This is a genomic window from Amycolatopsis speibonae (assembly GCF_042647925.1).
GTDB classification, from domain to species: Bacteria; Actinomycetota; Actinomycetes; order Mycobacteriales; family Pseudonocardiaceae; genus Amycolatopsis; species Amycolatopsis speibonae.
Window position 1 is genome coordinate 1 of the sequence record NZ_JBHRWK010000054.1, and the last position, 21,468, is coordinate 21,468.

Genomic DNA, 21,468 nt, shown 5'->3' on the forward strand with positions numbered 1-21,468 from the left:
AGCTGGTTTTTGTTCCGTCGCAAGAACAATCATCCCAAGCCAGAGGGCATTTGCGTACCCAGACACACCCCAAACACCACATCAACACCGGTGGATCCAAGCTGGATGTCCCCAATGCCACATCGGGAGCACCTGGGGTTCGGTGACTCGACGTCATGTCCTGAAGGGCCCCTTTAAGACGTTCAACGTCTTAAAGGGGCCCTTCAGGACATTCCGCAGCGCGACTCAGGACACCGGAACCCTTGCGAACGTGGCGCGAAGGGAACCTCCCCGCGTGCGATGCGGCGAAAGTCCCCTTCACCAGCCCGAACGTTTGCCTTACCCTTCAACAACCGTCGTAGCCACGCACCGCAGTTCAGTGCACCCGCCGGTCCTCGGCCGTCCCCCGGTACCGGATCGTCCACAGGCTGCGCCGGATGTAGGTGCGCTGCAGCCACCGGTCGCGCCCGTTGTGCCGGGCGAAGAACTGCGACCGCGCGTGCAGGCCCTTGCGGTTGTTGATCAGCAGCGCCGTCCCCGGCTCCAGTTTGACCTGGTGCGCGACCTCGCGGCAGACTCGCTGCAGTTCCTCCAGCGCCTGTTCCGCCTCGACGGTCTCCCCCACCACCCCGTTGGCCGAAACAGCCACCTCCGGCGAGTCCGCCGGCCCCGAGATCACCGGTACGAGGTCGGACAGCACGTCGGCCCCCTTGGCCACATCGCGCACGTAGCTGCCGGGCGCGTTGAGGCGGAACAGCGGACGGCGAAGGATGTCAAGCACCTCCGGGTCCAGGGCGGCCGAAATGTCCCTGCCGTCGGCGTAGTAGGTGACGGCCTCCTTGTTCCCGTCCTGGCGGACACAGTTCAGCACCAGGAAGTCCGGATTGGACACGTCGTACCGGCCCACCTCGTCGTGCACGATGTCGTTGTGGAAGTTCAGGAACACGTGTGAGCTCTGATTGGTCTGGCTTCGCGCCCCCGCCGACACCGGGACGACGTCGTGCACGAGCCGCCCGCTCTTCTCGGTGGTGAACCCGACGGGTTCGCCGAGGAGCTGACTCAGTCCCAAAAGGACGGTCTCGGCGACGAACGTCTTCTTGTCCGCGCTGGGTTCCCCGTCGACCGGCGTCTCCGGGAGTTCCGGGTCCACCGGCAGGTTGCGCACGAGGGCGACACCGGGGGTGTCGACGTGCCTGCCGAAGTCCAGGATCGTCTGCAGCTGGTCGATGGGCAGCTTCGCGAAGGCGACCCGGAGCATCGCCAGCGAACGGTCGATGTCGCCGACGGGGTCCGGGAAGGACCGCAACTCGCTTCCGATGACGTCCCTGACCTCATCGGTGAGCACGACCTCGGCGAAGGTGCCGACTAGGGTTTCTTCCTTGCTGGTCATGGTGTCCTATCTACTTTCCGCCGCCGCTGGACCGGCGGTCTTGTCCAAGTCCTTTTCGGACTTCTTCCCGAACCTGGCGATCAGGCTGAGCGCCGGGGCGGTGGCGATCGTCGAGACCAGCGTCATGATCACGAGCATCGCGAACACCGTCGGGCTGATCACCTTCATCTGGAGGCCGACGTTGAGTACCACCAGTTCGGTCAGCCCCCGGCAGTTCATCAGCGCCCCGAGCGACAGCGACTCACGCCAGCCGACCCCGGTCAGCCGGGCCGCCGTGGTGCTGCCGACCCATTTCCCGAACACCGCCACCGCCGTGATCAGCAGGGTCCACAGCCACAGCGAGCCGGACCCGAGCAGGCTGAACTCGGTGTGCAGTCCGGTGTAGGCGAAGAAGAGCGGCAGCAGCAGCGTCAGGGTCACACTGCCGAGCTTCCCGGCGGCGCGGGCGACGACCGGATCCCGCCTCGGCGCGATCACGCCGAAGAGGAAGGCGCCGAACAGCGCGTGGATGCCGATCTCGTTGGTGGCCAGGGCCGACAGCATGATCCCGCCGAGCAGGATCGCGAGGACCGCGGGCTCCGGCGCCCTGGCGAGCAGCTTGCCCAGCAGCGGCCGGACGACGTAGACCATCACCACGACGAAGAGCAGGGTGAGCCCGACGGTCAGGAAGACCTCGGCCGGGGAACCGCCCTGGCTGACGGCGACCACGACGGCCAGCAGGCACCACGCGGCGACGTCGTCGACGGCGGCACAGGTGAGCGCGAGCGCGCCCAGCGGGGTCTTCGAGATGCCGCGGTCGGTCAGGATCCGTGCCAGCACGGGGAAGGCCGTCACGCTCATGGAGACCGCGATGAACAGGCCGAACGCGAGGAAACCGACGTCACCGCCGAAGAGCGGGTACATGCCGAGCGCGAGCACGATGCCGGAGACCATCGGCAGCGCGATGCTGACCTGGCTGACCGTCACCGCGGTGAATCCGCGTCGCCGCACCGCGTCGACGTCGATCTCCGAACCGACCAGGTACATGAAGAAGATCAGGCCCAGCTGCGACAGGATGTTGATCGCCGAGACCACCCCGCCCGGGAACAGCCAGCCGAACGCGTCGGGCCAGACGATCCCGAACAACGACGGCCCCAGCAGGATGCCCGCGACGATCTCGCCGATGACCGCGGGCTGGCCGAGCCGCCTGGCCAGCACACCGGCCAGATAACAGGCGCCCAGGATCACCGGTAGCGCGACCAGCAGGCGCGCGTAGGTGTCGGGTCCGCCGGCCGCCGTCTTGGCCGACGGGCCCGCGACCGGTTCGTAGGCCGAGCCCAGACCGAGCACCACGGCGATGACCACCACCGGTACCGCGATCAGCGCCGTACCGACGAGGATCCGGCGCAGCGTGGTGCGCCCGGTCCGGTCCCCTACCGCTGAATCCATCGAGTTCTCCTCACCCGGCACGCAGTTCCAGCGTGCAGCATTTGACGCTGCCACCCGCCTTGAGCAGTTCCGACAGGTCGGCGCCGATCGGCTCGAAGCCATGCTCACGCAACTGCGCGGTCAGTTCGGTGGCCGCTTGCGGGAGCACGACATGTTTGCCGTCGGAAACGGCGTTGAGGCCGAAGACGGAAGCGTCGCGTTCGGAAGCCAGGATCGCGTCGGGGTACATCTCCTTCAACGCCAGACGGCTGTCCTCGGAGAACGCCCCCGGGTAGTACATGACCGTTTCGTCGTCGAGGACGGTGAGCGCCGTGTCGAGGTGGTAGTACCGCGGGTCGATCAGCGTCAGCCCGATCACCGGACGGCCGAAGAACTCGCGGGATTCGTTGTGCGCCTCGGGATTCGTGCGGAACCCGGTCCCGGCGAGGATCTTCTTCCCGGCGACGAGGTAGTCGCCCTCCCCCTCGTTGACCCACTGCGCCTGCCGCACGTAGCGATATCCGTTGGCCCGGAACCACTCCAGGTACGCCTCGGACTCGCCCGCACGCTGCATGTGGTGGAATCGCGCGACCAGGACCTGCCCCTCGACCACGGTGGCGCCGTTGGCCGCGAACACCATGTCGGGCAGGCCGGGCAGCGGGTCGAGCAGTTCGACACGATGCCCCAGGTCGACGTACAGGTCGTGCAGCCACTCCCACTGGGCGATGGCCAGCTCGGTGTACGTGGGCTTCTTCGGGTCCATCCAGGGGTTGATCGAGTACTCGACGTCGAAATACGTCGGTCTGACCATCAGGTAGTGCCGTTCGGTGGCTGTCCTTGACACACTTCCTCCACGCGGTTTTGGGCGTCTTCCTCCACCGGCCCCTGGGTAAGGGGCCGGCTTCGTCGAACGGAATCCGGTGCTACTTCTGGGTTTCGCTCAGCTTGACCTCGATCTTCCCGGCCAGGTCGTTCGCGTTGCGCATCGCTTCGTCGAAGGACGCGCCGAGCGCGCCGATGCCGCCGAAGATGTTGTTGCCGAGCGGTGGTCGCTTGATCAGGTCACCCGGCTTCGCGAAGATCTTGAGGTAGTACAGGGACTCCGACTCGTTCACCGCCGGCGGGACCTCGATCGAGGCGACCACCCCGCCGGGGCAGATCAGGCACATCGCGGCCGTGTGCAGCCCGGTCGGGGTGAAGTGGCGGACGTCCGGCCGCACGCCGCGGGAGACGTCCATGAGTCCCCGGATCGGGTCGTATCCGGCCGAAAGCCGCGCCATGTGGTCGAGTCCCCCGCCACCGGGGCGGACGGCGATCTCCAGCAGGAACGGTTCGCCCTGGTGGAACCGGACCTCGGCGTGCAGCGCGCCGCGGGTGAGCCCCTGCGCCCGCACCCCGGCGGTCACCACGGCGTGCACCTCCGCCACCTGCTCCGGGGTCAGCGACGTCGGGGCGTGGTGCACGTCGTCGTCGAAGGTCTCACCTTCCGACGTGACCCTGTCCACAATGGAACCCAGGTAGACTTCGTCGTCCCAGGCGAGCGCCTCGATGAGATGTTCGTGACCGTCCAGAAAGGACTCGACGAGCAAGCCGTGCGGGCCGAGGTCCAGCCCTTCGGCCTCCATGTTGTACCAGGTCATCTTGTCGATGCCTTCGCGTGCCTGCGCGTAGCGCTCCCGCATCTTCTCCTCGTCGTCGACGCGGAAGACGAAGTTGCTGGCGGCGCCGAGTGTCGGCTTCAGGATCACCGGGTAGCCGAAATCGTCCGCCGCCCGCAGCGCCGCGTCGAGGTCCTCGACGAACCGGAAGTCCGGATGAGCGGCGCCACCCTTTTCGTGTGCCTGCCGCATGATCAGCTTGTTCCGGCTCGTCCGCGCCGCGTCCACCCCGATGCCGGGCAGGCCGAGGGCCTCGGCCACCGCGGCGACCAGGACCACGCCGGACTCGGAGAAGGTGAGCACGCCGTCGAAGGACTCCTCCGCGTGCCAGGCCTTCGCATGCTCGATCAGGTCGTCGAGGTGGTTGCTGCCGGCGATCCGGTAGCGCTCGGACGGCCAGAGATCCTCGGTCCCGATCCCGTTGAGCACGTACAGCACCCCGCCGAAGTCCTCGATCTGCTGGTACCGGGGCAGGTAGTAGTAGGAGTTCTGGCTGGCTTCCAGCGCGAGCAGTTTCACGACACACCTCGCAGGGCAAGACGGGTTGGGTGGACGCCGGCCGCGCGCACGTGCGGCCGGTCGAGCGGTTCGAGTCCGGTCGGGGCCGGGTTCGCGCCGGTCAGGCGGGCGGCCAGGGACCGGGCGATCAGCGGGGCGAACTTGAAGGACGAGCCGCCGCACGCCGCGTAGGACAGGACCCGGTCGCCGAGGACGGCGAGCATCGGGCCGAGGGTGGAGCGCCGGGCCAGGTAGTGGCAGTCCCGGGTGTCGATCAGCCAGTCCCGGCGGAAGCCCGGGATCAGCGCGGTGAACGTGTCGATCAGGTGCTCACGCCACCACGAGGGCGCGGCGGCGCCGCCGATCTCGTCGACGACCCGGCAGGCGCTCGCGGCACTGAGCTTCAACGGCGTCCCGGCGACCGGCGGGACGAGCCACGCTCCGCCGGTGGAGCCGAGCGAGGTGATCGCCGGTGTCGCCGCCCATGCTGCTGCGTCGGCGGGCGGGACGTCGCAGTAGAGCATCGTCTGCCGGTGCAGCACGAGTTCCCGGGCCAGCTCGGGGGCCAGCAGATCCCGGGACCACGGTCCCGCCGCCAGCAGGACCGCGTCGCCCCGCAGGAGCCCGCCGTCGGCCAGCCGGACCTCTGCCCGGTCCGTGTCGACCCCGACGACCTTGCGGTGCGGGTGGAGTTCCGCGTTCGCGTTCCAGCGAAGCCAGCCCGCGCACGCAGCCAGCACCCGGTCGGCGAGCAGTACTCCGGCATGCGATTCGAAGATCGCACCCGTCCCGGGCGTGAACCCGGCGTGCGGGAACTCGGCGGCCAGCTCGTCCGCTCCGAACACTTCGGCCTTGGACCCGGCCGCGATCAGCAGGTCCCGTGCGGCCGTCGCCTCACCCGCCGCGATCGCGGTGAGCGCGCCGACCTGTTCGTAGAACGTCGTGCGCAAAAGGTGCTCGAGTTCGGTCCACGCGTGATGCGCGCCGACCGCGGCCGCCGTGGTGGCGAGGTCACCGGGATGCAACGCGCGCAGCACGCGATGGCGATCGAACGACGTGGCGCCGGGAAACGGAATGTCCGCCTGGTCGGCGATCACCACTTCGTGCCCGGCCGACACGCACTCCACCGCGGTCAGCAGCGCGATGACACCGCCGCCCGCGAGCACGATTCGCATGATCTTCCCCCTCCGGGCGAAATTGCGCTTGGGCGCTTGGGCAGCACGGGGTCCCCGGATGCCACGACTGGGAGCGTGGCATCCGGGTCTCGCCCCCGTCGGGCAAGGAATCAGGAGACGCGCGGGGTCACGAACGTGTCGTTGATGACGTAGCCGTCGAGGCCGTACGTCTCCCCGTACTCGATGAGATCACTGGTGCGGTTGAGGAAACCGCGCCCGTTGTTGTTCAGCGAGGTGTTGCACAGCACGCTGAACCCGGTCTGCTCGCGGAAAGCTTCGAGCAGGTCGGTGATGCCGGCGTTGCGTTCCCTCGTCACCGTCTGGGTGCGCGCTGTCCCGTCGACGTGCGTGATGGCCTTCAGCTCATCGGAAGTGACGTGGTTGAAGTACAGCATGTACGGGTCGTGCACCGAACCGACGAACCACTTGGGCGCGTCGGATTCGAGCGCGATCGGAGCGATCGGGCGGTATTCCTCACGGCGCTTGATCTTGTTGAGCCGCACGGTGGTGTCCACGGTGAACGGCGCGGCGAGGATGGACCGGTTGCCCAGCGCCCGCGGGCCCATCTCGTACCGGCCCCGTGCCCAGCCGATGATGTTGCCGTCCTTGATGTACTTCGCGACCTCGCTCGCCACGAGCGGCCGCGTCTCGTACTTGACCGGATCCGGGATCACGTCCTCGACGAAGTTCTCCCCCGCGTAGACGTCCCAATCAATGGTCGCCTGTCCGGTGTAGAACCACTGCGCGTCGATGGCCGTGCCCAGCGCGGAACCGCTGTCGTTGGGACACGGCGGCACGAACACCGAGGAGAACAAACCGCTCTCACGCCACAACCGGTTCCAGTCGCAGTTCAGCCCGCAGCCACCGGAGATCAGCAGCGGCAGGCCCTCGGTCATGTTCTTCGCGGCGTAGTCGTGGAACCGGTTGAAGATCGCCTGCGAGTGCTTCGCCGCGGCGTTGCGGTACTCCTGCGACCACACGCCCGCGTTGTACAGATGGGACCAGGACATCTCCTCTTTGCCCAGACCGAGGATGATGCCGTCACGGTCGAGGATGAAGTCGATGGTCTTCTGCTCGTCCGGCGTGAGCGGGCCCGACTCGGCGAACCCGGTCAGCGCCATCTGCTTGCCGGCGTCGTTGAACCGGAACTTTCCCTTGCCGAGCGGGAAACCCGGGTCCGCCAGCGCGAAGAGATAGGCGTACTTCGCGCCGGGGTCGGCCAGCACGTGCTGCAGATGGGTGGCTTCGCCGCGCTCGTCGATCCGGTAGAAGTCCCCGATGTTCCCCTCCCACACCAGGGAGTAGTACGCCTGGCCGGGGGCCGCGGGGGCCATCCCGAGTGAGGTGTAGATGTGCGAGCGCTCGTGGGTGGAGGAGAAGTAGCGCACGTCCTTGCCGAAGAACCTGCCCGCCTCGTCGGAGATCGCGCCCTCGCCGACACCGAAGTATCCGGTGCGGGACGGGGGTTCCACCGAGAACTCACCCTTGACCCAGCCACCGAGCGCGACCACGTCGGGCTGCTTGTCGAGCATGCCCGCCGCACGCGCCATCAGCTCGCCGGTGATCCGGTCGTAGCGCGGGTAGTTGTCCTTTTCCGACTCCAGCGCGAACAGCAGCTTGCCGTCCTCGATCGCCACGATCCCGCCATCGTGGCCCTCCTTCATCGACAGAATCAGCATTGTGTCACCGAATTTCGCTCGCCTGCATTCGTCGATTCATTCAAGCCGCGCGGCCCGTTGACCGGAAGCGCCGCGCGGCTCGAACAATCAACCTTCGGACGAGCCGCCCGGCAGCGTGCGCACGGCCTCGTGCCGCAGCGATTCGAACGCGTTCTTCCGCGCCCTGCGGCCGACCATCGGCACGGCGGCGGCGAACGGATTCGGTTCCCGTTGCCGCTCGGCGGCGAACGCGCTGACCAACCGGGAGACCGCGTAGCGGCCCGCGACGTTGGCGCGCTGGAGAAGCCCGGCGTCCACGACGGACTCGAGGAGCTCGTCGGCGGTCTCGATCATGATGCCCATCGCCGCGGCGACGCCGATCGACGTCGTCCAGCCCGCCCCGCTCTGCCCGAAGTGGTGGATGGCCTCGCGTTCGGCGGGCGACAGATGTTCGTACGCCGCGATGAACCGGTCCCGGACGTTGACGTCACCCACACTGAGGCTGTCCATGAGCCGTTCGCGGTCGGCGAGCTGTCCCGCCGTGTACGCGATCGCCCATTCCGGGCGCGCGGCGATCTTGCGGCCGACGATGTTGACCGCCAGCGGCAGATCCCCGCACAGTTCGGCGATCGAATCGGTCGCGTCGTGCTCCGCCCGCACCCGGCCCGGCCCGGCGATCCGCCCGATCAATGCCAGTGATTCTTTACGGGAGAACATATCCAGCTCGACACGGTTCGTGTCCTCCAGCCCGAGCAGCCGCGCGCGGCTGGTCACCACGACCTGGCTGTGCGGAGCCTGACCCAGCAGCGGCCGCACCTGCCCTTCGTCGCTGACGCCCGCCAGGAGCACGAACAACCTGCGTTCCGCCAGCAGGGATCGGTACAACCCGATCCGCTGCATCGGGTCGTCGGGCACGAGATGCGCCGGCACGCCGAGCGCGCGCAGGAAGCCGCGCACGATCCCGTTGGCCGAGCGGCCACCGGTCCCGCTGTTGCTCAGGTCGGCGTAGAGCTGCCCGTCCGGGAAGTCCGCCGCCACCTCTTCGGCCAGCCGCAGGGCGAAGGCGGTCTTACCTACCCCGATCGGACCACTGACGAGCAACGGCACTTTGACCGGACCGGTCGCCCCGATCATCTCGGCGGCGTCGGCCAGATCCCCTTCCCTGCCGACGAAAGTCCTCGACCCCATGGGCAACTGGGCCGGACGGGCGAGATGGATGACGCCGGATGCCAGCGCGTGCGCGCCATCCGCCGGGATCTCGGCCGGCGACGGCGCGGGTGCACGCTCCTCCCGCGCCTCGACACCTGCCCCCGTCTGCCCCGCGATACTCCGCCAACGCCGTTCCCACGCCGCCCGGTCTCCCCCGCACGCGGAGACGAACGCCAAGGTCACGGCGAGCGTGGGCAGCCGGTGGCCGCTGGCCGCGCTGGACAATACGGAAGGAGCGAACAGTGCCGTCCTGGCGAGTTCCCGGTAGCTCGGGTTTCCCGCCCGGTTCCTCAAAACGCGCAGATCATGAGCGAATGCGGCGATCGGACCAGTGGAGCCGTCCAACGGTCGCTCGGGTCTGCCCATGCCTTCTCCTCCCCTGGATGGGGTAACACGATCGCACTGCGTGACCGCCATCCTTGTGGCCTTCCTGGCCACAACCCTAAAGGACCAATGAACCATGCAGCAGATACAAATAGGTGACTCAATGTACAAAGTCCAATAGTTGGACGCGGAAATTCACCCCCTTGGTGGCACCGGATAGGGTTCGCCCATGTCTGGCCCCCTGCCCCCACTCGCCGAACTCCGGCGCACCGCCGAAGTCTTCAACGGCTTCGCGAATGCCGACACCTCATGGCTCCGGCTCATCCAAGAAACGCAGTCCGCGATCGACCTGTCACAGCCCGCACACCGCACAATTCTTCTGCGCTGGTTGAACTCGTGGGGATGCCGCATCCGGTATCCCCGGGACGGCGAGCCCGCCCCGTTCGACGACGGGGTCCGGGCCTGGTGGGAGACCTGGGGTGCCGCACTGCCCACAGTCGACCTCGTCCACCTAACGGATGCGGGTATCGACTCGGCCGCGAAGGCGTACGCGGACCTCTCGAGTGTCGTCGTCTCAGCGGGACGGACGAGGCGTACGCTGGGCCCGACCGCTGCGGCGAAAGCCCTGTATGCGTTGCGTCCCAACGCGATCATGCCGTGGGACGCGGCCATCGCGGCCACCCTCCACGGCGCCCGGGACGCTGCCGCTTTCGGCAGGCATCTGCGGCTCGGCCGCGAGTGGGCCGCCGCGGTGATCGCGGAGGCGGGAGACAGCGGGGAAGAGATCTCCGCCCTTGTGGGCAGACCCGTGTCACTGGCGAAGGTCCTCGACGAATACCTTTACGTCGCCTTCACCATGGGCGCCAAGGGTGACTGGGGAACAGACAGCGGAGAATGGTGGAAAAATGGTAACCGGGGATGACGTCAGACGGATCGCGTCGGAGCTGCCTCGCGCCTATGAGGCCCTGGTCCGGGACCGGGCCAAGTTCCGCGTGGGGCGAATCGTGTTCCTTTCGCTCTCGCCTGACGAAACCGTGCTGGGATTCGGCTATCCCAAAGAAGAGCGCGAAGCACTGGTGGCGGGCGAGCCGGACAAGTTCATGATGCCGATTCCGTCCGATATGCGCTATCAGTGGGTTCGCGTCCGGCTGTCCGCGATCGATTACGAGGAGTTACGAGAGCTGATCGTCGACTCGTGGCGAATGTGCGTGCCGAAGAAGGTCTGGACGGAATACCTCGAAAAGAACCCGAACTGAGTTACTCCTTTCGGCGTGCTCCGTTCAGCCCCTTCGGCCGCCCTTTTCGGTCCCGTGAATTACCTTTCGGGCGATAGAAAAGGCCCGTTCACGGACAAACCGCGCTCCGCCGTCGCGGGCTCGCAGACGTGACTCGCGTGATCAGAGACGTGACTCGCGTGTCTGGAGACGGAACTCGCGAGTGCGGCGCCGAAGCACAGGTACGTGAAGGCCCCCTTCACTGCGCCTAGCGCAATGAAGGGGGCCTTCACGTACTTCGGGAGGTCCTACTCCGCGACCTCCTCGATCGCCGAGGTGCCGCGCGAGCCGGGAGTCCCGTACCGCTCCCACACCTCGTTCAGCCGGATCCGGCCGTCCGGCAGGAACTCCGGCGTGTTCGTGCTGTGCCCCGAGATCACCTGGCCGCTGGCGAGCACCATCGTGTAAGCCATGTCGATCGTGCCGTCCTCGCCGCACTTCCCGGTCAGCGAACCGAGCCGCACCCCACCACCGGTCAGTTCGGCCCACACCAGGTCGTCCCGCTGCCGGTACAGGGTGACCGGCGCGTTCGGGTCGGTGCTGACCTTGCGGAAACGTTTCCCGTCGTAGTTGATCATCCGTGCTGCTCCGTCCGTGCCGAAGAACCAGGGAACCAGAGGTCGTCCGAGGTGAGATCCGCGAGGTCGTACTTCCCGAGCGCGCTGGTGAGCAGCCGCAGTTCGAGTTCGAGGCACCGCACCAGCCGCACGAGTCCCTCGGTCGCGTCCTCGTCGACGGCCAGCAGCGCCGCCCGGCCGAGCCCGACCGCGGAAGCGCCCATGGCCAGACACTTCAGCGCGCGGGCCCCTTCCCAGATCCGCCCCGACACCAGCAGCGACGCGTCGTGTTTGCCGACCCGGCGCAGGCATTCCACCAGCGGCAACCCCACCTGGTCGAGGAATACCGACGGCGCCCAGCCGGTGCCGCCCTCGGCGCCGTCCACGGTGACGGAGTCCGCTCCCGCCGCCCAAGCGACCTGCGCCGCCTCGCCGACGTCGCGGCCCGGGTGCAGTTTCACCCAGGCCCTGGCCCGCGGGTAGTTGTTGCGCATCAGGTGGATCTGCTGGCGCAGGATCTCCCCGGTGAACGTGCCGGGGCTGCTGGAGCGCAGCACCATGGAAGTGTCCGTGCCGAAGGTTTCGTCCACTGTGTACTGTTCGGCGATCTCGCCGGCGGCCGTGCGCGAGAGCACGGTCATCCCGCCGAGACCCGGTTTGGCACCCTGCCCGACCTTGAGTTCGAACGCCAGCCGCCCGGTTTCCAGCAGTTTCGTCGCGGACGGGTCACTGTAGACGAGGTTCCACACCTCCGCGTCGGCGTCTTCGGTGCTCTGCTGCACCACGACGCCGCCCAGCCCGTCCGGCACCGCGCCGGCGTACGCGCGGATCCGGCCGAGCAGGCCGTCTTCGGCGCTTTCGCCCATCCGGCCGTAGCCGTGCATGGGCACGACGTTCTCGCCGATCACCATCGGCATCCCGAGCCTGCCCGCCTGCTCGCTCGCGGCGATCCCGAGACCGCTGCCCGCTACCTGAGTCGATCCAAAGGCGCACAGGAACACCGGCGACGGCGCGGTGAAGCCGCCGAGGACCGTCGAGAGCCCGACATCGCCGTAGACCGGTTCGCGTGCGAGGTCGAACATCTTCTCCAGGCGCCGCGGGACGAACACCGGCGGCACGATCCGCGCGCGGTCGAGTTCATCGCCACCCGAGCCGACGTCAGCACCGAACAGTGACCGGCCGTATCCCCCGACGTCGGGGAAGATCGCCGCGCTGCCTTCCCGCGCCCGGGCCCGGATCGCGTCTTCCGGGAGCTGCCGTGCGGTGATCACGGCGTCGCGATCCCGGGCAGCTTCGGGTACGCGTTGGCCTGCCAGACCGCGTCGAGCCCGGCGATGTAGCGCGTCACCCGCTCCAGCCCCATCCCGAAGCCCGCGCTCGGCGGCAGTCCTTCGCGCGCGAGGTCGAGGTACCAGGCGTACTTCGCCGGGTTCTCCCCCGTCTCCCGCATCCGCTCGATGAGCCGCCGGTACTCGTGCGTGCGCTCACCGCCGCTGCAGAGCTCGCCGAACCCCTCCGCGGCGACGAGATCGAAGTTCCGCAGCACCCCCGGTTCGGTGCTCGACTCGCCATCGGTGAACCCGCGCGACCCCTTGGGGTAGTCGACGATGAAGAACGGCCGGTTCGTCTGCCCGGAGATGATCCGCTCGCCCTGCCAGTCGATCTCCGCGTCGGCGCTCTGCCCGTGCAGCAGTCCCTGCAGCCGCGACACCGCCTCGCGATGCGTCATCCGCTCGAAGTCTTCGTCCAGCAACGCCGTGAACGCGGCCTGGTCCCGGCCGAGCGTGGCCAGGTCCACTTTGGACTCTCGCAGCGTGTACGTCACCACGTGCCGGAGCAGGCCCTGCGCCAGGTCGAGGACGTCCTCGCGGCTCGCCCGCGCGACCTCGACGTCGATCTGGGTGAACTCGACCAGGTGCCGCCCTGTGGTCGAGGTCTCCAGTGGCTCCAGCCGCACGTTCGGGGCGACGTAGAAGATCTTGTCGAACGCGAGCAGTGACGCCTGCTTGTACAGGATGACGCTGGTCATCATCTTGTACTTGTGCCCGTAGTAGTCGACGTCGACCTGTTTGGCGCCACGGCATCCGGGGTCGGTGACCGGCCCGATCAGCGGCGGCTGCAGTTCCACGAACCCGTTCATGCCGAGGTATTCGCGGGTTCCGGCGGTGATGCTGTTCTGGATGCGCAACGCCGCCTGCGTCACCGGCGACGTCAGGTGCTCGCGGGTGCCCGGCGGCAGTGCCACCTCGGGTGTACCAGTCATGTTCTGCTCCCCTGTACTAGTTTCACGGTCTCGATTCCGGGCATCCCGTACTTCTCGTCGAACGTCCGCTCGACGTACCGGAGCGCGTCCAGCAGATCGCCCGACGTCATCCGCCGGTCCGCGGGCAGGTCGACGAGATCCCCCAAGGGCATCCCGCCGATCCGCTGCCATTCCAGGCGCCCGCTGGGGTCCAGCCGTCCGCGCGCGCGGCCGGCGTTGTCCGGATGCAGGCAGAACGGGACGTCCAGCTGGCCCCGCGCGAACGCGGTGACCAGCGCCCTGCCGAGATCGCTGTCGAGCGAAAGGACGTTGTCCACCAACGCTTTCGCCTGCGCGTGGATCCCGGTGTCGCCGAGCCTGCCGATACGGGTGATCCCGGCGGCGGCGTCAGCGGCGTGTTCGAGCGCGGTCACGTTCTCCGCCACGGTCGGCACCCGGTGCGCTTCGGCGGTGGTCTTGACGATGAGCCTGCTCGCGCCGGTGCGGGCGGCCAGCCGCGCGGACTCCGCGATCAGCGCCAGCGCGCCGCCGGGAGTCCTCGGGTAGACGCCCATGTAGCCGTAGATCACCACATGCGTCCGCGCGTGCGGCACGTATTCCCTGATCAGGGCGTGCAGCGCGGCGATCGCCTCCTCGTCCTGCCCGGCGTGGGTCTGCTGCGCGTAGCTGAAGGACAGGCACCGGACGCCGTGCCGCCAGAAGAACATCCCCTCCAGCACGCTCAACGCGACCAAGAGCGCCGGCGGGCACAGCTGGCCCATCATGCAGCCGCCGAAGGTCTCCAGATGCGGTTCCAGCTCCGGTCCCCTGGCCATCGCCAGGGTCTCGCAGCACCGCCGCCAGTTGTCGACGGCGGCCGAGAGCGGCATCCGGCTGTAGGGCAGGCAGTAGGAGACCGGCCCGCCTTCGGTCGCGTGGAGCCCGTGGTCCAGCAGAGTCCGCACGATCCGGCGGGGATCCGGCGAGCCGTGCCGGATCTGCACCGGGAAGTCCCCGTCCAGCACCGCGCCGAGCAAGGCCGCCGTCGTCGTGGGATCGTGGTCGACAAGCGGGTAGCCGTTGAGATCGGCGCCCGCGGCCAGCGCCTCGCGCGCGGCTTCGTGGTCTCCGACCCGGGTGTAGCTGTCGATCGTGATCGTGCCGACGGTCGCGGCGCGGGCCTCGCGGGTCGCCAGCAGCCCCCGGCCCATCCGCTCCGGATCCGCGAAACCCATCCGAGGCTGGACGACCAGCTCTCCCCGGGCGTGGTGGCGCGCGACCACCTCGCCGAACGAAAGCCCCCGTCGCGGGGCGAGCACCTTCATCCGGCACCCAGCGGCACACCGGTGCGGACCGACAAGGTGTGGATGAACGTCCGGAACGGGCTCAGCCCGCCGGAGTCTTCGAACACCGCGTCGAACCCCGCCGCCATCAGCCGTGCGGCGTTGCTGCCGCCCACGACGTCGAGCTTCCCGCCGATCACGACCGGCGTCGCGACCAGCGCCTGATGGGCGCGGAAGGCACCCATCAGGCGGACCCCGTCCCGGCGGCCGTGCCCGTTGACGCTGCTGATCACCACCAGATCCGGTCGCTGGAGCGCGCATTCGCGCACGATCGTCGCGTCCGGGACGCAGGCGCCGAGGTTGGTCACCCGGCAGCCCAGTTCCTCCAGCAACAGCTCCAGGTACACCAGGTTCCAGGTGTGCGCGTCGGACGAGAGCCCGGTGACGATCACGTCGAGACCGGCGTCCGGGAGTGCGGGCTGGACGGCTTCGATGCTCATGGTGCGGCTTTCTCCCTCTCTTCGCCGTCCGGCCGCACGTCGATCTCGATCAGCGCGACCGCCTCTTCGGCCAGGCGCAACGCCTTCGCCGGGCTGTCCGCGGTCACCATCAGATCGCCGACGCGGTCCCACGAACTGCGCAGCCCGTCGAACCGGTCGCCTGCCGAAACACCGACGTCGCACATGAACACGCCTTCGGCCTGCGACGCCTTCTCGACCCCGCGCACGTCCTCGATGAGACCCGGCTCGATGGAGAGGAACCGGACAGCGGCACCGCGTTCGGCTCGGCGCGGCAGCACGTCCACGACCGGCTCGTCCTTCATCACCGAGAAGTAGGCGCGATTCAGCTCCACCGGATAGGCGCGCTGGATCAGCTCGATGATGCCGTCGCCGGCGAACCGGCCGGCGCATTCGACCAGGTACGGGACACCGTCCGAGACGATCCATTCACAGTGGACGATCCCGGTGCGGAACCCGGCGGCGGCGATGAGCCGCCGGGTCTCCTCGTTCAGCGACGCGGTCAGGTCGTCCGGGATGTCGGCGGGGACGATGTGGGCGAGTTCCACGGGCCGGGGGCCGGGGAACAGCTCCTTGCCGGTGACGTTGGCGAACAGCGGTTCGCCGTCCCGCAGCAGCATCTCGACGCTGTACTCGTCGCCCTCGACAAAGCTCTCGGCCAGCATCTTCAGTTCCATCGCGCGGTCCGGGACGAAGATCCCTTCGTCCTGCACCACACAGTTCGCCCACGCCTGCTCGGCCTCGGCCGCGTCGGCGAGCACCTGGGTCCCCACCGACGCCTGCCGGTTCGCGGGCTTCAGCACGGTCTTCCCCGGATGCCGCGCCATGAACTCGCGGACCTGCTCCGGGCTTTCGACCCGCGCCGACGCCGGGTTCGCGATCCCCGCCGCCCGGCTGACCAGCCGCAGCACCCCCTTGTCCCGCAGGATCTGCGCCGCCCCGAACCCCGCGCCCGGCAGGCCGTACCGTTCCGCCAGCCGGGCCGCGAACGGGGTCGCGTACTCGGTCAGCGGCACCACCGCGGCCGGGTCGAGGTCGCGGTGGACGTGGTAGAACTCGTCCGCCTTGCCGGGGAGGTGGAACTCCCATTCGATCAGTTCGCGCACCAGCGCCGAACCGGCCACCGTCTCCCGCGCGTTGCGCTTGCGGATGACGTCGGGCTCCTCGACGAAGATGACCGAACCGTCCGGCTGGAAGTCCTTGATGGACGACCCCAGCGCGGCGGCCACGAACCCGACCAGCACCACCGGCCGCGTCATGACTCGTCCTGGACGTAGTACCAGTTCTCGGGGTTGATCAGGCCGTACGGGTTGATCGGCGAGAACCCGCGCAGGTTGCCCGCGACCTCGAACAAGCGCCGCGGGAACGTCGGCATGAAGATCACCGGGGCCTGCTCGGCGATGTACTCCTGGTATTCGTACAGCGTTTCGACGGAGTCGGAGGTGACCGTCTTCGCGATCAGCTCGTCCGCCTTGGCGTCGCGGTAGTTGCTGAAGTTGCAGGCGGCCCCGCTCTGGAAGAGGTTCTCGCCGGTCGGGTAGTTGTAGACCCAGCCGCCGCCCCAGCAGGACAGCTCCCACATCCGCTTCTCACCCGGACCGTCCTCCGCCACCAGGACCGACCCCATCACCTCTTCCAGGCGGATCTCGATCCCGGCCTTGGCCGCGTCGTCCCGGAACTGCGCCATGAGCCGCGCCAGCGAAGGCCGCCCTTCCCAGTAGCGCAGGGAGAAACTCAACTCGGTGCCGGCCGGGATGCCTTCGCCTGCCTCCTCGGGCCGCACGCACACCGCGGGGGACGCGCTGACGTCCCAACCGTTGTCGGCGAGCAACTGCCGCGCCTTCTCCAGGTCGAACGGCCAGAAGCCGCCGCGCTCGGAGATCTTCGGCGACACCAGGTCGCTCTTGGGCAGCACCGGGATCGACCCGGTCTGGCTCCAGCCGTAGCCCTGGTAGACCTCGCGCGCGCCGTACTCCTGGTCGAAACAGCTCTGGAGCGCTTGCCGGACGTAGGGCTGCCGGATCAGGTTCCCGGCGACGGTCGGGTTGCTGAAGTTGACCGCCATGAAGTTGATGTTGAACAGGATCTGCGGTTCCAGCTGGAACCCCTCGCCCAGCGGGTTCGGCCCGCCCTTCGTCGGGTCGCCGTCCGGCTGGACACCCATTCCCGGCGGCAGGAACCCGACCTGGACGTCGCCCGACTGCAGCAGTTCGTACTGCTGCTCGTCCGACGTCGTCGAGACCTGGCGCAACTCGTCGAGATGCGGCGGGTTCGGCCCGGAGTAGTGCTCGTTCGGGACGAAGGTGACGACACCTTCCTCGGTGTAGCTCTTGAGCCGCCACGGACCGTTGACGACACTCCACACAGGACTGTCGGCCCAGCGGGTCCGATGGGAGTTGTCCTCCTCGACGACGTCACCGTTCTCCGCCATCAGGAACTCGTAGACCGCTTCGGCCTGGTCGATGTCGTGTGTCGCGTCGGCCGGGCCGTCCGCGGTGCGGTCCCAGGCCTTCGGCATCGGCGTGATCATGGTGAGCTGGTTCAACAGCACCCAGTTCGTCGAGTACGCCTTGTCGAAGGTGAAGCTCACCTTGTCGTCGGCGGCCTTCCCGAACGACACCAGGTTGTCCGGGAAGTAGCCCTCGGAGTAGGCGCCGAACCTCGGCCCCTTCACCTTCAGCATGTTCATCCAGAAGATGACGTTGTCCGCGCAGACCGTCTCGCCGTTGGACCACTTCCACGGCTTGATCCGGACCGTGCAGGTGCGGCCGCTCTCGTCCCACACCGGCTCTTCGCCGATGCTGAGGTCCCAGTCGATCTCCGGCGCGCCGTCACGGCCCAGCCAGTAGAGGGGCCGGTACATGAGCATCTGGAACTCGTAAAGGCTCCTCACGCCGAAGCGCTCGCCCGGGGTGAAGGGGAAGATCACCGCGGGCGGGAACCCGGGCAGGCAGGCCCAGGTCGCGACGCCACCCTTGATCCGCTTGTCCGTCATGATGTTCGCTTCCTCCGCATCAGGCCGCGCTCAGGCGGCGGTCGCCTCGAGAACCTCGGTCGGCTGCTTCTTTTCCTGCGCCGACAGCGGTTTCGCCAGACTGAAGTAGGTGCCGATCACGATCACGCCCTGCAGGATCGCCAGGCCCCAGAACGCGTAGGGGACGGTGGTCGCGTCCGCCAGCGCGGACAGCCCGACGGTCGCCCCGACACCGAGGCCGAGACCGACAGCCTGCGTGCCGCCGAAGATCCGGCCGACCCGGTCCTCCGGGCTCGCCCGCATCAGCAGTGTCCGGGCCGCGATCCGGCCTTGGGCGAAGCAGAACCCGGCGAACGGGATGGCCGCCATCAGCGCGATGTAGTGCAGTGGCTGGATCGCGAGGCAGATCAGGTTCCCGAGCGTGCCGAGCACGGCCAGATGGATGCCCTTGAACCGCTTGCTGACCTTGCCGTACGCGGCGGCGCCGACGATGAAGCCGACCCCGGCCAGCGCGTCGACCACGCCGATCATCCACGCGCCCTGGTCGAAGGTCTGCAGGATCAGCGTCGTGAGGATGACGTTGGCGACCATCAGGCCGATGTTCCCGTTGGCGTACAACAGCGCGAGCCGCTTGATCGGCTGCTGCACGGGAGCCTCGACCGGTGCCGACGGGTCCACCGCCGCTTCGGTGACCACCGGCGCCTTGGCGGGTTTGCGGCCGATCGCGTAGACGAGGACGGCCGAGAGGACGAAGGTCAGCGAGTTGAAGATGAACAACGGTGTGGCGCCGAACCAGATCACCAGGAACCCGGCGAGCGACGACGCCAGCAGCATGCCGGCGTTGCTCGCCATCTCGAAGTGCGAGTTGAACTTCCCGAGCCGATCGTCGGCGATCCGTTCCTTGATCAGGCCGTTGCTCGCGGGCATGAACAACGCCGCCGTGCAGGCGAGCATGAAGTTCGCGATGTAGGAACCCAGGTTCGCCGGGCCGCCGATCCACAGCCAGACCGGCAGGGCGAACGCGGTCATCGCGCTGACCAGGTCCGCGGCGACGCACAGCATCCGCCTGTCGACCCTGTCGACCAGCTTGCCGAACAGCAACGCGAGCGCGACCTGCGGGATCGACACCGCGATGAACAGCCAGCCGACGGCGAGCGTGGTCTGCTCGGCGTGGAAGACCAGGATCGCGGCGGCGGTGATCTGGAACGCGTTGCCCGCCGTGGTGACGAACCCCGCCGGGACCAGCAGGCGTTCCGCGAGCCGGGAACTCCGGACCGCGTCGGGGGTGAGGGTGCTGTCGAGTGACATGGGGTTCTCAGACCTCGCTCGTCGGGGGGAATTCCAGTGGTGGCACGGCGAAGGCCGTGGTGTGCGTGACGTCGAAGGCGTCCGCGGTGATCCGGAGGTCGAATCCGCCCGCTTCGGCGGCACGTTCGGCGAGATCGATCAGGATCGGCGAGGCGCAGCCGATCAGGGCACGCAGTTCGAGGAAGAGGTCGCCCAGCGCGCCGCGGAGCACCTCCTGGTCGAGGTTGCTCTCCAGCGTGCGTTCCGTCGCCGTGCGCAGGCGCCCGACGTGCTGCACGATCAGATCGGCGGCCCGGCTGAGGCTGAAGTCCTCGAGTTCGTAGTTCAGGGCGAACCGGGAGACCATCGCCGCCGCGCGTTCCGTGGCCTCGGCCGAAACCGGGAGCGAGCCGCTCTCACCGCCGACTTCGGCGGTGAGCTTGGCCAGCGTCTCGGCGAGTTCGTTCCAGGGCGCGACGAGCCGCTCCCCCGCGACCTTCTCCAGCGCCGCGCGGGAGAAGTTGGTCCGGGCGAACTCGGGAGCGGTGAGGTTGAGGTGGAACCGCGCGATGTCACGCGGCACCTCGGCCGCCAGCTCACGGGCCCAGACCACGTGTCCCTTGCTGGTGGAGAACTTCTCGTTCTCCAGCTCGTAGAACTCGTTGACGAGCAGGGTGTCCGGGAGGACGTAGCGGCCCTCGAGGGCGATCAGCTCGGCGACGTGGACGACGCCCCAGGTGAACAGCGGGTCGAACCCCATGAACACCACGACCCGCGCGTCGTTCTCCGCGAGCCACGCGTCGTCGTCGGCGGCCTTCGGCTTTCCGTTGCGCCGCAACGCGTACTCGGTGCAGTACATCGAGGCGGGCATACCCTCGACCCACGCGTTGAGCCGCTGCCCCGGGGTCTGGAGGAACGGTGCCGGCAGTCCCCATTTCACCGGATACGTGATCGCGAAGTCCGGCAACGGACCGGCCAGCAGTTCCCGCATCAGGCCGAGCACGTGCGGCCGCCACGACGGACCGCGCTCCTCGTAGTAGGCGAGGAGCTGTTCGCGGTACTCCGAGACGGGGAGGACCATGATCTCCGTCTCGCGGTAGGTCACCTCGTCGGCCGGGTCGAGCACCGAATACGGTTCGATGAGCGCGTCAAAGTCGATCGGATGCCCGCAGCCCTCGCAGAACCCGCCGCGGCTGTCCGCGAGACAGGTCGGGCAGCCGCCACCGACGAACCCCTCGACCAGGAACTCCCCTTTGCTCTCGCTGTAGGGCAGCCGCACCTTGCGCAGACGAAGCTTTCCCTTGTCGTACAGGCGTTTGACGTAGTCGTGGACGAGCGCCTTGTAGCCTTCGTCGGTCGGCGAGAAGCCGTCGACCTCGACGCCCATCGCCTTGAACGTGCGCTGGATGTCCTCGGTCGACCGTTTCACCAGCTCGGGCGGTGTCGTCCCGACCCGGGCCGCACTGGTGACGAGGTAGGTCTGGCTGTCGTCGGTGCAGGAGGCGAAAACCCCTTCACGGCCTGCCGCCCGCAGATATCGCCGGTGCACGTCGGCGCCGAGGTACGGGCCGGCGATATGCCCGATGTGCAGGTCCCCGTTGGACGTCGGAGGGCCGCCGATGATCACCACCGGCCGCGTGTCGGCCGTGGTCACGCCAGCTCCTCGTGCCGGGCGGCGAACTTCGCCGTCATGTCGGAGTCCCACCAGATCGCGTACATCTCGAAGTCCTCCGCGCCGTCGTTGAGGATGCGGTGTTCGGTGCCGGGCTTGTGGAACTCGAGGTCGCCGGGGCGGAAGGGACGGCGCTCTCCCCCGGACTCGATGACAGCCTCGCCGCTGACGGCGATGAAGAGCTCGTACTCGTGGTGGGAGTGCGCACCCGTCGCGCCGTGCGCCGGCACCGTGACCCAGGCGCCTTCGAACGGCGCGTTCAGCGCCGCCCACGGCAGGAGCCGCTGGCCGTAAGCGCCGTTCTCGAAGACCATCTTTTCCCGCTCAAGCGGACGCAGCTCCATGACTTTCTCTTCCTTCTCC

General features: G+C 68.2%; 19 protein-coding genes. 2 read left to right on the forward strand and 17 right to left on the reverse strand.

Annotation, left to right across the window (positions count from 1 at the left end):
• Nucleotides 1-355: 355 nt before the first annotated feature.
• From ACFOSH_RS29615 to ACFOSH_RS29645, 7 genes are all read right to left on the reverse strand, one after another.
• Nucleotides 356-1,369 carry a TauD/TfdA family dioxygenase gene (locus ACFOSH_RS29615; protein ID WP_378242394.1) on the reverse strand — a complete coding sequence of 338 codons (1,014 nt, stop codon included), beginning with the start codon at nucleotides 1,367-1,369 and terminating at the stop codon, nucleotides 356-358.
• A 6-nt stretch (nucleotides 1,370-1,375) separates the two neighbouring features.
• A complete protein-coding gene (locus tag ACFOSH_RS29620; protein WP_378242396.1) occupies nucleotides 1,376-2,797 on the reverse strand; it encodes a cation:proton antiporter in 1,422 nt (473 codons plus the stop codon).
• Between the two features lie 10 nt (nucleotides 2,798-2,807).
• A complete protein-coding gene (ddaH, locus tag ACFOSH_RS29625) occupies nucleotides 2,808-3,620 on the reverse strand; it encodes a dimethylargininase (RefSeq protein WP_378242398.1) in 813 nt (270 codons plus the stop codon).
• Nucleotides 3,621-3,699: 79 nt separating this feature from the next.
• Nucleotides 3,700-4,953 carry an ATP-grasp domain-containing protein gene (locus ACFOSH_RS29630; RefSeq protein WP_378242400.1) on the reverse strand — a complete coding sequence of 418 codons (1,254 nt, stop codon included), beginning with the start codon at nucleotides 4,951-4,953 and terminating at the stop codon, nucleotides 3,700-3,702.
• Nucleotides 4,950-6,107, reverse strand: a complete 1,158-nt coding sequence (locus tag ACFOSH_RS29635) for an NAD(P)/FAD-dependent oxidoreductase (protein ID WP_378242402.1) — start codon at nucleotides 6,105-6,107, stop codon at nucleotides 4,950-4,952. Before ACFOSH_RS29635 ends, ACFOSH_RS29630 begins: the two co-directional genes overlap by 4 nt.
• 110 nt (nucleotides 6,108-6,217) lie before the next feature.
• Entirely contained in the window at nucleotides 6,218-7,786 is a 1,569-nt protein-coding gene (locus ACFOSH_RS29640; RefSeq protein ID WP_378242404.1) for a carbamoyltransferase C-terminal domain-containing protein, read from the reverse strand.
• Between the two features lie 87 nt (nucleotides 7,787-7,873).
• Nucleotides 7,874-9,340 carry an NB-ARC domain-containing protein gene (locus tag ACFOSH_RS29645; RefSeq protein ID WP_378242406.1) on the reverse strand — a complete coding sequence of 489 codons (1,467 nt, stop codon included), beginning with the start codon at nucleotides 9,338-9,340 and terminating at the stop codon, nucleotides 7,874-7,876.
• Between the two features lie 187 nt (nucleotides 9,341-9,527).
• On the opposite strand from ACFOSH_RS29645, the gene ACFOSH_RS29650 reads away from it, so the two are divergent.
• Together ACFOSH_RS29650 and ACFOSH_RS29655 are read left to right on the forward strand one after the other, a co-directional pair.
• Entirely contained in the window at nucleotides 9,528-10,220 is a 693-nt protein-coding gene (locus ACFOSH_RS29650; protein WP_378242408.1) for a hypothetical protein, read from the forward strand.
• The gene (locus ACFOSH_RS29655) at nucleotides 10,204-10,554 is read left to right on the forward strand and encodes an MmcQ/YjbR family DNA-binding protein (RefSeq protein ID WP_005163860.1); all 351 of its coding nucleotides are present in this window, start codon (nucleotides 10,204-10,206) and stop codon (nucleotides 10,552-10,554) included. The genes ACFOSH_RS29650 and ACFOSH_RS29655 overlap by 17 nt, the downstream gene beginning before the upstream one ends.
• Nucleotides 10,555-10,820: 266 nt before the next feature.
• Here the strand turns inward: ACFOSH_RS29655 and ACFOSH_RS29660 are convergent, their stop codons facing one another.
• Genes ACFOSH_RS29660 through ACFOSH_RS29705 form a run of 10 tightly spaced genes read right to left on the reverse strand, consistent with a single transcriptional unit; the run spans nucleotide 10,821 to nucleotide 21,449 of the window.
• Nucleotides 10,821-11,150, reverse strand: a complete 330-nt coding sequence (locus ACFOSH_RS29660) for a hypothetical protein (protein WP_378242410.1) — start codon at nucleotides 11,148-11,150, stop codon at nucleotides 10,821-10,823.
• A complete protein-coding gene (locus ACFOSH_RS29665; protein ID WP_378242412.1) occupies nucleotides 11,147-12,400 on the reverse strand; it encodes a glutamate synthase-related protein in 1,254 nt (417 codons plus the stop codon). The genes ACFOSH_RS29660 and ACFOSH_RS29665 overlap by 4 nt, the downstream gene beginning before the upstream one ends.
• Nucleotides 12,397-13,392: an asparagine synthetase A gene (locus ACFOSH_RS29670; protein ID WP_378242414.1), complete on the reverse strand. Its 996-nt coding sequence runs from the start codon at nucleotides 13,390-13,392 to the stop codon at nucleotides 12,397-12,399. Before ACFOSH_RS29670 ends, ACFOSH_RS29665 begins: the two co-directional genes overlap by 4 nt.
• Nucleotides 13,389-14,696 carry a methylaspartate mutase gene (locus ACFOSH_RS29675; protein ID WP_378242416.1) on the reverse strand — a complete coding sequence of 436 codons (1,308 nt, stop codon included), beginning with the start codon at nucleotides 14,694-14,696 and terminating at the stop codon, nucleotides 13,389-13,391. The genes ACFOSH_RS29670 and ACFOSH_RS29675 overlap by 4 nt, the downstream gene beginning before the upstream one ends.
• Entirely contained in the window at nucleotides 14,693-15,154 is a 462-nt protein-coding gene (locus ACFOSH_RS29680) for a cobalamin B12-binding domain-containing protein (RefSeq protein WP_378242418.1), read from the reverse strand. The genes ACFOSH_RS29675 and ACFOSH_RS29680 overlap by 4 nt, the downstream gene beginning before the upstream one ends.
• Complete coding sequence (locus ACFOSH_RS29685; protein WP_378242420.1) at nucleotides 15,151-16,431, reverse strand: ATP-grasp domain-containing protein; 1,281 nt, start codon at nucleotides 16,429-16,431, stop codon at nucleotides 15,151-15,153. Before ACFOSH_RS29685 ends, ACFOSH_RS29680 begins: the two co-directional genes overlap by 4 nt.
• Nucleotides 16,428-18,167 (reverse strand): ABC transporter substrate-binding protein, encoded by a 1,740-nt coding sequence (locus ACFOSH_RS29690; RefSeq protein ID WP_378242422.1) that lies wholly within the window; start codon nucleotides 18,165-18,167, stop codon nucleotides 16,428-16,430. Before ACFOSH_RS29690 ends, ACFOSH_RS29685 begins: the two co-directional genes overlap by 4 nt.
• A gap of 30 nt (nucleotides 18,168-18,197) precedes the next feature.
• Nucleotides 18,198-19,454 carry an MFS transporter gene (locus tag ACFOSH_RS29695; RefSeq protein ID WP_378242424.1) on the reverse strand — a complete coding sequence of 419 codons (1,257 nt, stop codon included), beginning with the start codon at nucleotides 19,452-19,454 and terminating at the stop codon, nucleotides 18,198-18,200.
• Between the two features lie 7 nt (nucleotides 19,455-19,461).
• Complete coding sequence (locus ACFOSH_RS29700) at nucleotides 19,462-21,087, reverse strand: class I tRNA ligase family protein (RefSeq protein ID WP_378242426.1); 1,626 nt, start codon at nucleotides 21,085-21,087, stop codon at nucleotides 19,462-19,464.
• Nucleotides 21,084-21,449: a cupin domain-containing protein gene (locus ACFOSH_RS29705; protein WP_378242428.1), complete on the reverse strand. Its 366-nt coding sequence runs from the start codon at nucleotides 21,447-21,449 to the stop codon at nucleotides 21,084-21,086. Before ACFOSH_RS29705 ends, ACFOSH_RS29700 begins: the two co-directional genes overlap by 4 nt.
• Nucleotides 21,450-21,468 lie beyond the last annotated feature (19 nt).

What these genes read in the sequence shown, in the direction of transcription:
- ACFOSH_RS29615 (WP_378242394.1), bottom strand. Translation starts at nt 1,369, where the DNA reads ATGACCAGCAAGGAAGAAACCCTAGTCGGCACCTTCGCCGAGGTCGTG.
- ACFOSH_RS29620 (WP_378242396.1), bottom strand. Translation starts at nt 2,797, where the DNA reads ATGGATTCAGCGGTAGGGGACCGGACCGGGCGCACCACGCTGCGCCGG.
- ACFOSH_RS29635 (WP_378242402.1), bottom strand. Translation starts at nt 6,107, where the DNA reads ATGCGAATCGTGCTCGCGGGCGGCGGTGTCATCGCGCTGCTGACCGCG.
- ACFOSH_RS29640 (WP_378242404.1), bottom strand. Translation starts at nt 7,786, where the DNA reads ATGCTGATTCTGTCGATGAAGGAGGGCCACGATGGCGGGATCGTGGCG.
- ACFOSH_RS29645 (WP_378242406.1), bottom strand. Translation starts at nt 9,340, where the DNA reads ATGGGCAGACCCGAGCGACCGTTGGACGGCTCCACTGGTCCGATCGCC.
- ACFOSH_RS29650 (WP_378242408.1), top strand. Translation starts at nt 9,528, where the DNA reads ATGTCTGGCCCCCTGCCCCCACTCGCCGAACTCCGGCGCACCGCCGAA.
- ACFOSH_RS29655 (WP_005163860.1), top strand. Translation starts at nt 10,204, where the DNA reads ATGGTAACCGGGGATGACGTCAGACGGATCGCGTCGGAGCTGCCTCGC.
- ACFOSH_RS29660 (WP_378242410.1), bottom strand. Translation starts at nt 11,150, where the DNA reads ATGATCAACTACGACGGGAAACGTTTCCGCAAGGTCAGCACCGACCCG.
- ACFOSH_RS29670 (WP_378242414.1), bottom strand. Translation starts at nt 13,392, where the DNA reads ATGACTGGTACACCCGAGGTGGCACTGCCGCCGGGCACCCGCGAGCAC.
- ACFOSH_RS29675 (WP_378242416.1), bottom strand. Translation starts at nt 14,696, where the DNA reads ATGAAGGTGCTCGCCCCGCGACGGGGGCTTTCGTTCGGCGAGGTGGTC.
- ACFOSH_RS29680 (WP_378242418.1), bottom strand. Translation starts at nt 15,154, where the DNA reads ATGAGCATCGAAGCCGTCCAGCCCGCACTCCCGGACGCCGGTCTCGAC.
- ACFOSH_RS29685 (WP_378242420.1), bottom strand. Translation starts at nt 16,431, where the DNA reads ATGACGCGGCCGGTGGTGCTGGTCGGGTTCGTGGCCGCCGCGCTGGGG.
- ACFOSH_RS29690 (WP_378242422.1), bottom strand. Translation starts at nt 18,167, where the DNA reads ATGACGGACAAGCGGATCAAGGGTGGCGTCGCGACCTGGGCCTGCCTG.
- ACFOSH_RS29695 (WP_378242424.1), bottom strand. Translation starts at nt 19,454, where the DNA reads ATGTCACTCGACAGCACCCTCACCCCCGACGCGGTCCGGAGTTCCCGG.
- ACFOSH_RS29705 (WP_378242428.1), bottom strand. Translation starts at nt 21,449, where the DNA reads ATGGAGCTGCGTCCGCTTGAGCGGGAAAAGATGGTCTTCGAGAACGGC.